The following is an 11,257-nucleotide window of genomic DNA, read 5'->3' on the forward strand; positions in this document are numbered from 1 at the left end:
ACCGCCTCTATCGGGCTATCGCTCACAGAATGCCGGCACTTAGGACAGCAAACGATCTCCCGTTTAAACGATCAGCAGGTGGAACTGGGCTTAGGCATTCACGGAGAACCCGGCACCAAAGTGATTCCTTATCAAAAGGCGGATCAACTCATGGCCATTGCTATAGAGAAACTGGCAGAAGGACTTCCCGGCAGCGGCGGCCGCTACGCCATGCTCTTTAACAATATGGGCAGTGTAAGCCCAATTGAAATGCAGGTACTGGTAAATGCTTTTCGTAAAACACCGTTGGGCGATAAAGTGGATTACATGATTGGCCCTGCTGCGCTAATGTCGTCTATCAACATGAACGGATTTTCCGTGTCGCTACTACTGCTGGACGAGGCGATTGAAAAAGCATTGTTAGCGCCCGTAACGCCCGTTGCCTGGCAGTTACAGGCATTTGCCGCGCCGGCCAGCATTACCTCGCCCCCACTGCCTCCTACTCTTCCATTTGAACCATCTGATAACAGCCGGGTACATGCCCTCATTAGTGCCATCGGGCAACTGCTGACCAGCATCGAAAAAGAAATCAATGATCTCGATGCCAGAGTGGGCGATGGCGATACAGGATCTACTTTTGCGTTAACCGGCAAACGCCTGTTATCCTCCATCGCACAGCTGCCACTCGATGATACGGGCAAACTACTAAAAACCATTGGCCGCCTCCTCGCCAGAGAAGCAGGTGGCTCCAGTGGTGTGCTGTTATCTATTTTATTTACCGCTGCCGGCAGCACCTATACTACAGCGCCGAACCTGGCGACGGCATTGCTGGCAGGCTTGCAAAAAGTAAAAGATTATGGCGGCGCCAAGGCAGGCGACAGAACCATGATTGACGCCCTGCAACCTGCTTTTGAAGCACTGGCTGCCGGAGAAAATATCGCGGTAGCCGCACAAAAAGCCCGCAAGGGAGCCGATAGTACCAAACATATTGTGCATACTAAATTCGGACGCTCCTCTTATCTTTCTGAAGAAGTATTAAAAAATATTCCTGACCCCGGAGCGGAAGTTATTGCCAGGGTATTTGAAAAAATCGCGACGCTGAAATAAGGGTAAACAGCCCACATAGACAAATAAGATGACCCTGATTCGTTTAAAAAATAAAGGCCACTTCCTCATGAAGCGACCTTTATTTTTTAAACGTGTGACTAATTATAAGGAATTAAAACGTGAGTTTCACGGCATATTCCGGCACTATACCAATTTGGTGAATACCTTCTTTCTGCTGCGCCGGCAATTGCACACCGGTGATCTTTTTATCCCAGGGCTGCACCTGTAATACCATGCTACCTTTACCGGTAAATCTTTTCAGTCCCGGTAACCAATGCAAACCGTTATACAGATCATCTGCAACTACTCTCCCTGCTATTTTCCCGGTGATACTTCCACCCAGGTAATCCACGTCCAGGAAAACATCCGAAACACCTGCCGGTAGTGACGCAGGCAGTGCTACGGCGGTTTCGCTGGCGTTCACCACCTGCATAGGCAGCGCTATTTTTATCGTTGGAAGATGTATCTCATATTGCTGAAAAATACCGGCTGCCTTACCGGGTACCACTGTTTCACCCACTCGTATAGGACCAGCTGCCGGATAAATTTTCAGGGAAATATCAGGGAGACGCAATTGCCGCAGTTCCAACTGATCGCCAGTGGCCATTACCGTGGCACTGGTGATCACGAGACTTTCCTTTCCATGGATAGACATACAGTAAGCATTTTCCGCTTCGGGTGGCGTTAATAATACCACGGTAGTCTTTTCACCATTTGAGGCGGTTATCTGAAAGGCATTGCCTGTATTGGGGCGAAGTACCCAATTGTTCCCCTGCTTCGTTTTTTGCCATCCCTTTGCATCAATAGCAGCTATATTGGTAGCATCCAGACAAAGCTCGGGTGCCATCCCTTTTACCCGGCTAAAGAAAACGGCACCTGCTGTTTTGGCGAAAGGCTGCGCCGTTGCATATTTAAGTGTTACTCCAAACAGATCCAGGTTAAAAGGCAGTATAGGCGCTGTTTGGCCGGCCAGTGTAAACGCAGGGAACTGAATTGTTTCTTTTTCCAACTGTACCTGCAGGCGGATGTTTTTATCCGGCATCGCCACACGCACCTGTGTATTACATAAAAACACAAATCCCGTATTGCCATCTGTACGGGTGCTATATCTTATGCTATCAGTATTACGTGGGTTCCTCACAGGATATGCCGCTGGTAATACTTCCATTGGCGCCAATCCCGTTCCGAAACTCTGCAAAAACTGATGCAGCACATGCAGCTGATGATAGGAAGCACGAGGCAAACCATACTCTCCCAACGGCGCCTGGAAATCATAACTCTCCGGACAGGTAGGATCTTTGAGTCCGGGGATTTGTGTGCCACCCTGGAACATGTAATAACCCATCATATTCATGCCGCGGCCTACCTGGTTTTGCGCATGGGCAGCTACTACCTCCGGCTCTACCACGAACCGGTTAGCATAAGTTACCTGGCTGCCACATCCCTGTTCACACATCCCCTTGGGATATTGATCCAGGTCATAAAATAATTTCCCCAAGGCATCTGTCATTATCCATTGATCATTGCCGTAAAGAAAATCCAGCGAAGCACCTCCCCCATCTTTTTCCCAGCCTCTGTATGGATAGGCGCCCTGCAGCGGCAACACCTCATAACGATCAGCATGAAAAACAGAATTCGCCGTCACAGAAAAAAACACCGGCTTTATTCCTGCATCCAGCGCCATTTGATGCAGGGTGGAAATATGATCCGCTTCACCGGAAGCAAATTCATTTTCCAGTTGTACACCTATTACCGGGCCTCCCTCCCCAAAATATTGACCCTTTGTTACTTTTCCTATTTGTTGATAGAGGGCGGTAGCTGATTTCAGATACTCCGGATCATTACTACGTTTCCCTTTTCTTTTTTGCACCCATTCCGGTATGCCTCCATACAATTGTTCTGCATTGCAGTAAGGCCCTATTCTCAACCACACCAGCAAATCGTGTTTGGCACAAAGCGCCACAAACGCATGAAGGTCTTTGTTGGCGGTCCAGTCCCACACTCCTTCCGGCGACTCATGGGCGTTCCAAAGAACGTAAGTCGACACAATGCCGATGCCACCCTGCTTCATTTTCAATAACTGCTCCTCCCAATACTTTTCGGGATACCGGGAAAAATGAAATTCTCCCATCACCGGAAACCAGGGTTGTCCGTTCCGTTCAAAATACCGGCTATTAACCGCTAAGGTCTGGTGAGCCGGGTTAGTGCCCTTCATCGGGATAGGCATCACCAGTGATGCTTTCATACCACGTGCATCGATATTCACCTCTTGTGCTTGTACCTCAACCAATAAAGCCAGACAAAATAAAATTATTCCCAGACGCATAAGTCATATTTAAAAAGGAAGATAAAATAAGCAACCTTTCCAGGAATGGAAAGGTCTTTGAAGATCTATTTAAACCAGAATTTACTTAACAAAAGTGATGTTCACCGTCCAGACGTTGACCGTTTTTTCATCGGCAGCCGTTACCTGGTAGGACACTGGTTTTGAAAAATCACCGGGTACTCCTAATCCGGGAGCACCATTCACGGGTTTAATCGTAGCTGCCGTAGAAACATTACACATACCTACGATGGCAGCTGCGGTTACCTTATCCCTGATAGCCGTGGTAAATGCGCCCGATGCTTCGGGGACAACGGTTTTAACCGTCAGGGTTTTACCATTGGGCACCGGTGCATCTGTATTGAAACGTACTACCCGGAAGGTACCGTTATCATTCCAGCGGTATTCAAAATCAAACCGGTCGATATTGGCATCTGTAAACGCGGGCAAATCCTGTAAGCCCCTTTTCAGGCAGGATTGCAGTAATCCCATGATCATCACCAAAGCGCTTAAAGCAAGATATTTTTTCATACTGTATATTTTAATTTTAGAGATCACCAACCCTCATTGTTCGGGGCCAGATTTGGATTGGCCTGGATCTGTGAAATAGGCACCGGAAACAGAAAACGCCGCTTGGTAAATTGTCTGTTGGAATTATTATTGATCGTTACGGTATTAAAAACGAAGGCTTTGCCATCGGCCGAAATGTCAATGCCACGAATGGGTTCCGTCAGCTCAGGAATTGTTTGCTCCCCGTTGAATTTGGCCCATCTTAACAAACTCCAGTAACGGTCTTCTTCCAGTACCATATCCACCCGGCGTTCGTTGGTATAGGCTGTCCATGCGGCGGCAGCTGTAGTAGCCACCAGCTGCGGAAGACCACCATGCGTTTGCCGGGTCTGATTCATTGCCTGTACCGCATCGGCATAATGATTCGTGAGTAACAACGCTTCCGCATAATTGAGGTATACTTCTCCCAAACGTATGATGGCCTGGTGATGATCCGTAGGATCAGAATACCACACCTTCTTTGCTTCGTATAGTCCTTTCCGGTAGTAGTAGTTACTTTCAGATACACCCCATTCTCCCCCGCTGTTGCTCAAACGGTTCATATTCCCCATGGCCCTTGTTTCCACCATGTTGTTGAACAACTTTACCGAGTCATACACCACCGTTGCATAAAAACGTTTATCGCGGTTTTTATACAGCGCCTGCGATACGTATCCTCCATTGGCCTGATAGCTGGTGTAATAAGTGGTGGCATTCCATTTTTTGGCGGTACCATCAGCATCTATTACTTCATAGGCATCTACGAGGTTCTGCGAAGGAAATCTTTCCGGCCAGCCTTCAAAGCTTTCTACAAAAGCCGGATGATTATAACCGGGATTCAGTTTTTCATTACCATGATTCGGACACAGGTACTGCATGGCGCAACCTGAAAAAGTATTGTTGATAGCTTTTCTGAAATAGGCCAGGATCAACTCTTTCGACGCCTGCGCTTTTCCGTAGTCGTTGAACATCCCGAAATAATCCGCATCCATGGCGTATCCCAGTGCGAATACTCCTTGCGCTGCCGTAGTTACTTTAGTCAGGTAATCTGCTTTTTTAGCCGGTACATAGGCCGCCGCCTGCAAACCTACCCGGGTAATCATCGCCAGGGCTGCACCTTTCGTTGCTTTGCCCGTTTCAGCAGTAGTGGGCAGTTCCGCGGCTGCTTCGTCCAGATCTTTCAACACAAAATCATATACTTCCTGGATAGCGTTGCGCGGAAAACGAAAATCCGGCTCATTCGGATCCAGTACTTTATCAACAATCATAACACCGCCAAATCGTTGCGCCAGATAGTAATATACCATGGCGCGAAGAAATTTACCTTCTGCTATCATTGTTTTCTTATCCGCCTCAGGAATAGCGGTACTGGCACCCACCTTTTCCAGTATAAGGTTACAACGGCGGATAAGCCCATACTGATCCCAACCGGCATCATAAGTATTATCAATATTCTCCAGCGTTACGTTGTTGCTATAGTTGTTGCAATTGTTGTCTGTATAATCATCCAGTTTCTGGTTATAATACAAACCACCCAGCACCGAATTATAAGTGCTGAGCACAAATCCGTTAGCGAGATTCTTATCTTTCCAGACAGATTCTTCTGAGAAGCCGTCCAGGTACTTTTTATCAAGAAGGTCGCTTTTACAGGCGTTCATCCCTGTCAGGGAAACCGCCAGAAGAAGGAGCCGTATTTTTTGTTTCATAAATGACAGATTAAGAATAAAACATTAAAGACCGATGTTCAAACCCACTGAATACACCTTCTGCACCGGGTATCCGTAGTTACTCAGGTCGCTGGTTTCAGGATCAAAAAAGTCTTTCACCGGCGAGAAAGTCAGCAGATTGGTACCGTTTAACGTCAGCACACAACTGTTGAGAAAGGATAGCTGCCGCGGAAACTGCCGTTTCGCATCAAATGCAAAACGCAGACTTTTCAGGCGTACATAACGCGCGTTATATAACCAGAAATCAGAAGCCTGACCGGCAGGAGAATAGTTGTTATTGCTATTTCTGTCTGACGAAAGTGTTGGACGCGGGAAACTCGCTTCTTTGTTATCGGGTGTCCAGAAATCACGCTGGAAATCATACACAAGGTTAGCAGCATTGTAAGCCATCAATGAACCATTTAACAGCACGGTGCGTGTACCGGTACCCTGCCAGAGCATTTCTATGCTAAAGGCTTTCCAGGAGGCGGATAAATTAAGCCCAAACACCAGCGCAGGGAATTGTTGCTTACCAATTCTTCGGCTGTCGTTGCCATCAATTTTACCATCACCATTGGTATCCTCATATTGAAGGTCACCGGGGGTGAGCTGGTTGGCAGCGGTATTGCGGGGATTGTTGATAATCTGATCCACACTCTGGTAATAGCCCAGGTTACGTAATCCATTTCCCCACACAAAAGTGGCTTGCGTGCTTCTTGTTAACGGATTTTTTAATGAAACGCTGTCTTCTCTGTCATCTCTTTCCCATAGCTCATTGTACATGGTTAAATTACCGCCTACCTGGTAACTGAAATCATGGGGCAACTTTTCTGCATAGCTCAACTGTAATTCCATACCATGTCTTCTGAAAGCAGAACCAGAGGAAGCATAGGGTAAGTTGGTTCCCAGCGGCGTAGTGTAACGTGCAGCGGAATTGATAATATAACCGGTGGTTCTTTTATAAAAGTAATCTACGCTACCCTGTAGTTTGTTTTTAAAGAGCGCAAAATCCAATCCGGTATTGTAATCTTTGGTAGTGTACCAGGAGAGTGCAAAAGGATTCACCAGGCTGCCTTCGTTGAAACCGGCGGCAGGTGTTCCTCCCACTACGTAGGCATTTTCCTGCAGGCCATATCCGTTCAACAGGTAAGGAAAACGGATGGGATTATTGGCAGGATCACGTACATCATCATTTCCAACGCTGGCGAAGGTGTAGCGGAGTTTGAACTGATCAAAAATATTTTTGAACGGGAAAAACTTTTCATCGGAGGCTACCCATCCTAACGATACGGCGGGAAACATTCCCCACTTACTGTTGCCTTCTCTGGGGAAACGATCGGAGCCATCATACCGGAAGCTTCCTTCCACAATATATTTGGCGGCGTAATCATATTTCAAACGACCTACATACCCTCTGCGGCCGCCTTCTGTGGCACTACCGCCATTGCTCAGTCCATCACTGCTACCCGCAAAAAGCTGATCCACCTGTGAGGAAGCAAAGTTAACGCGGCCACCAGACAGCTGTTCGCTGCTTTCTTCACTTTCTTCATATAAGGCGAGTGCGCTAAAACTATGCTTTCCAAATGTTCGCTGGTATTCAATCCGGCTTTGTAAAGTCTGGCTCCTATACCGATCTGAAATAACATTCATGGAAGGTTTGGAAGTTTGTTGCTCTATGCCCAGGTTATCAAATTGCGGTGCACGTGTAAACCAGTTTTTCCGGTAACGATCCTCAATTTTATAATATCCCATCACACCAAATTTCAATCCTTTTACACCCGGCACTTCCCAGTCCAGCGTGAGGTTGCCGTTCATATTGCGGTATTCATCGCGCTGATAGCCGGACCTTGGATCAATGTCTACCAGGGGATGATCCACGCCGGCAGCATAGGTTCCATCAGGATTGTAGGCCAGTTTTGTTGGGGGACTATTCTGCAAATGACTCCATATCGAGTAGGCATCCGCGCCGGGGAAGCGGTTATTGGTGAGCGTAGCATACAGGTTCAGGCCAATGGTGACACCTTGTTTATCGAACCGCTGTGTAATACTTGTTCTGGCATTATAGCGTTTAAAACTGGTCACATCGGTCTTATAGTTACTCCCCTGGTTAAAGTAGGCCAGGGAGATAAAGTAAGTTGTTTTATCGGTTCCTCCACTTACGTCTAAGGCATATTTTGTTTGTGGTGTTAAATTCCGAAGGGTCATGTTATACCAGTCATTGTCCTGCCATACCCAGGGATCTTTTTTATTCAGGATGGTATCGAGTCGGCCTGGTGAATAGATAGGCGCCTGGCCGTCTGCTATTGCTGCATCATTCTGGGCGGTAGCGAAATCATAGGCGTTGACTCTTTTCGGTAAAACGGTGGGCTTACTGAATTCAGACAGTACGCTGAAATTCACATTCGCTTTTCCTTTCGCCCCACGTTTTGTGGTGATCATGATAATGCCATTGGCGCCCCTGGCACCATAAACAGCGGTGGCACCCCCATCTTTCAAAATAGAAATATTTTCTATATCCTGCGGCTGAAGGTTTTGAAAATCAAAACGAGAAGACACCACGTTGTCGATCACATATAAGGGCTCTCCCCTGTCTGGCCCGGAGCCGCCACGGATAGCGATTCTGGCGGCGCCTACGCCTGGTTCTCCACCGGAAGACTGGGTAATGACACCAGGTGCACGACCTGCCATCGCATCTGCTAAATTCGAATAGGGTAAAGAAGTGATCTTATCGGTTTTGAGCGTGGACACTGCTGTAACCAGCTTTCGGCGGGTATCCTTACCATAGCCTACTACCACTACCTGTTCGAGATTGCTGGTAGACACTTTCATCGTGATGGCCATGGTACTTTTACCGGCTACCGGGATCTCCTGTGGTTCATACCCCACTAAAGAGATGAGCAGTACTGCGTCATCTGCTACGGTTAATTCAAAACTACCGTCATTAGCGGTGACGGTGCCCACGAGGTTACTATTCTTCTGGCGTACCACAGCTCCTATCACCGGGTTGCCATTTTCATCTTTCACTGTACCTTTTATTTTAAGGGTACGTGCCTCCAATGCCGTTTCCTTTGGAGAGATGATGACCATGTCTGATGCCTTCAGCTCATAGATCAGGGAAGTGCCTTCCAGCACCTTATTCATGACTTCTTCCAGCGACGCCTTTTTTACATGAATATGCACCTTCTTATCTTTTGGCAGCATATCATCGTTGTATACTAAATGATAGGAAGACTTCTCCATGATTTCCCGGAGTGCTTCCTTCAGATTGGCATCGTCTAATCTCAGCGTCAGCTTACGTTGCGCATAACCATCCGCCTGTGCCTGCAGAAAAGCGGCGGTCATCAAAATAAAAGTAATTTTCATGACTCTTACATACTTGAGGAGGGCTGGCGGAGAAAGAAAACCTCCTGCCCTGCGATTTTTTTTCATACATTTGTTTTGATCGGTTGATAAAATAGACATCCCTTTCCCTGAACGGAGTTCCGGGATGCCCGTTGCAGATACCATCAGGGAATGCTCGAACCATTCCCTTTTTTGTGTCCGGTGGTTGTTACGTTGAATTTATGTTCATGAACGTGGGATTTAGATCTTCCTGGTTGATAACTGTTGGCTATTTTTTTCTGTCAATAGTCAGTATTCTGGTATTTCTATCTAACTGATACGTGAAATATCCTGCTGCTTTAGCCATGGCCGCCATTACCTCTGGCAATTTTTCTCCTTTAATGTATGCGGTAAATCGTTTTTGTTTCAGTGATTCATCTTTAAATACAATATGGATATTAAACCAGCGCTCCAGCTGCAGGGCTACCTGGTCAAAGGTGGCCGCATCGAAGCAGAGTTGATTATCTTTCCATACTACTTCCCGAATGATTTTTTCATCATTATTATAGTATTTAACGGGGCTCATTTGTACGATGGTGGTGGGCATGCCTTTTATGGTCGTGTCTATCGGTATAGGATGCTGTAAACTCAGTTTCTGCATGGGTTCCAGCAATACTTTCTGGGTAGCTTCTCCTAAAGCGTATTGTACTTCCAGCGCGCCGGAAATGAGGGTGGTTTCCACTTTATCGTCCTGTTCATAGGCCCGGAGGTTAAAGGAGGTGCCCAGTACCACTACTTTTACATTGGCGCGGAGCTCAATAATAAAAGGGGTTTCGGCCTTTTTAGCGACGTCAAAATAGGCTTCTCCCACCAGTTTAACGGTCCTGTTTTTCTTACCAAAATTATTGTTGTAGGAAAGTTTTGAATCGGCATTTAGCCAAACGCTGGTGCCATCAGATAAGATGATATGTGACTTATTCCCTCTGCTGGCCACGATTTCATTGCGCGGACTGCGTTCCGTGGTTTTCGGAGAGAAAAATACTTCATAGCAGAATCCGGCGGTGATCAGGAGCAGCACGGCGGCTGCCAGGCGAATCCATTTGGTATAAACTACTTTTTTTATCGGAACAGTTGCTGGCGCTTCTTCTACGGGCAAAGATTTTTGCATTTTGGCGGCCAAACGAGCGGTCATCCGGCTGGCGGTTTCCGCATCCGGTGTTTCAGAGGCGTCTGTTCCCCAGTTTCTGGCCATGAGCTGCATGAATTGTCCGGTTGACTGATCTTTCAAATGAATCACAGACAGCTCCTCCCATTCCTTCAGCTCTTCAGCAGTGGCTTCGCCGCTTAGTTTGCGGCCTGTTAATATCCAAAATCGTTGTATTGACATCAGGCAATAAACCGACAATTTATGATTGTCGTTATATATGTAGACTGCCCAACTTTAAAAATCCCCTAAAGGGTTGGAAAAAAAATTATGGATATTTTACGAGATGCGGCGCCAGGGCTTTATGAATTTTGCGGAGTGCAATCGCAATCTGGCTATCAATCGTTTTAACGGAGATGTTGAGAATAGCGGCAATATCTTTATACTTCATGCCCTCTTCTTTTGCCATGCGAAAAATCAACTGGCATTTAGCGGGAAGTGCATCCATCGCCATTTGTATGGCCTGCACGGTTTCCGCGGAAATCATTTTCCTTTCCGGATCGTGGTCGGCTATTAAAGGCCGCAGTATCACTTCCAGTTCGTCGAAAGAATAAAAAGAAGTGCGCTCTATTTTTTCGAGGTAATCCAGCGCGGCATTTCTTACGCAGGTAAAAAGATATACTTTAAGATGCTCAATATGCTGCAGGGTGTGGCGGCGTTCCCATAGGCCGGCAAATATTTCTGCCACTATATCCTCAGACATTTCCATATCCTGTTTCAGGAAAGACGCAGCAAAGCGTGTCAGTGGAGGTGCCAGGTGCAAATACAATAGCTGAAACGCATGCCCATCATTGTTCACCGCTATAGATTGCTGCCATTTTTCAATCATTCACTTAAATTATTGACAGAAATATAAGGTATCCGGTGATGATACTATTCGGTATGATAAATTACAGGTATTATCAGATAAAATACAGTTAAAACAACCGATTGTTGTTTTAATTTTTCAGGAGAAGGATCATCCACCGGCGTTAATTTACCATCCGAATAACTAAGGTAAGATACTATACTAAACAGGCAATTTTGTCGACGCCCATTTTACCGGATAGCGATACTTTTAAGTACTGC

General features: G+C 46.6%; 7 protein-coding genes. 1 reads left to right on the top strand and 6 read right to left on the bottom strand.

From position 1 onward, the window contains the following. Positions 1–1,086, top strand: a 1,086-nt coding sequence (locus tag VIP81_RS01725) for a DAK2 domain-containing protein (protein ID WP_331956750.1), incomplete at its 5' end; no start/stop codon positions are given. Between the two features lie 112 nt (positions 1,087–1,198). On the opposite strand, the gene VIP81_RS01730 is transcribed toward VIP81_RS01725, so the two are convergent. The 6 genes from VIP81_RS01730 to VIP81_RS01755 form a co-directional block, all read right to left on the bottom strand. Continuing rightward, a complete protein-coding gene (locus VIP81_RS01730; protein WP_331956751.1) occupies positions 1,199–3,412 on the bottom strand; it encodes a beta-galactosidase in 2,214 nt (737 codons plus the stop codon). An 81-nt stretch (positions 3,413–3,493) separates the two neighbouring features. Continuing rightward, positions 3,494–3,940, bottom strand: coding sequence for a DUF5018-related domain-containing protein (locus VIP81_RS01735; RefSeq protein WP_331956752.1), 447 nt, complete (start codon positions 3,938–3,940; stop codon positions 3,494–3,496). A gap of 23 nt (positions 3,941–3,963) precedes the next feature. Next, complete coding sequence (locus VIP81_RS01740; RefSeq protein WP_331956753.1) at positions 3,964–5,664, bottom strand: RagB/SusD family nutrient uptake outer membrane protein; 1,701 nt, start codon at positions 5,662–5,664, stop codon at positions 3,964–3,966. 24 nt (positions 5,665–5,688) lie between these two features. Further along, positions 5,689–9,093, bottom strand: coding sequence for a TonB-dependent receptor (locus VIP81_RS01745; RefSeq protein WP_331956754.1), 3,405 nt, complete (start codon positions 9,091–9,093; stop codon positions 5,689–5,691). Between the two features lie 181 nt (positions 9,094–9,274). Beyond that, the gene (locus VIP81_RS01750; RefSeq protein WP_331956755.1) at positions 9,275–10,372 is read right to left on the bottom strand and encodes a FecR family protein; all 1,098 of its coding nucleotides are present in this window, start codon (positions 10,370–10,372) and stop codon (positions 9,275–9,277) included. Between the two features lie 85 nt (positions 10,373–10,457). Continuing rightward, positions 10,458–11,018 carry an RNA polymerase sigma-70 factor gene (locus VIP81_RS01755; RefSeq protein WP_331956756.1) on the bottom strand — a complete coding sequence of 187 codons (561 nt, stop codon included), beginning with the start codon at positions 11,016–11,018 and terminating at the stop codon, positions 10,458–10,460. Positions 11,019–11,257: the final 239 nt, after the last annotated feature.

Source organism: Chitinophaga sp., assembly GCF_036566945.1.
Lineage (GTDB): Bacteria > Bacteroidota > Bacteroidia > Chitinophagales > Chitinophagaceae > Chitinophaga.

Excerpts from the sequence above, each read along its gene's own strand:
- VIP81_RS01750 (WP_331956755.1), bottom strand. The coding sequence starts at position 10,372 with ATGTCAATACAACGATTTTGGATATTAACAGGCCGCAAACTAAGCGGC.
- VIP81_RS01730 (WP_331956751.1), bottom strand. The coding sequence starts at position 3,412 with ATGCGTCTGGGAATAATTTTATTTTGTCTGGCTTTATTGGTTGAGGTA.
- VIP81_RS01755 (WP_331956756.1), bottom strand. The coding sequence starts at position 11,018 with ATGATTGAAAAATGGCAGCAATCTATAGCGGTGAACAATGATGGGCAT.
- VIP81_RS01740 (WP_331956753.1), bottom strand. The coding sequence starts at position 5,664 with ATGAAACAAAAAATACGGCTCCTTCTTCTGGCGGTTTCCCTGACAGGG.
- VIP81_RS01735 (WP_331956752.1), bottom strand. The coding sequence starts at position 3,940 with ATGAAAAAATATCTTGCTTTAAGCGCTTTGGTGATGATCATGGGATTA.
- VIP81_RS01745 (WP_331956754.1), bottom strand. The coding sequence starts at position 9,093 with ATGAAAAAAAATCGCAGGGCAGGAGGTTTTCTTTCTCCGCCAGCCCTC.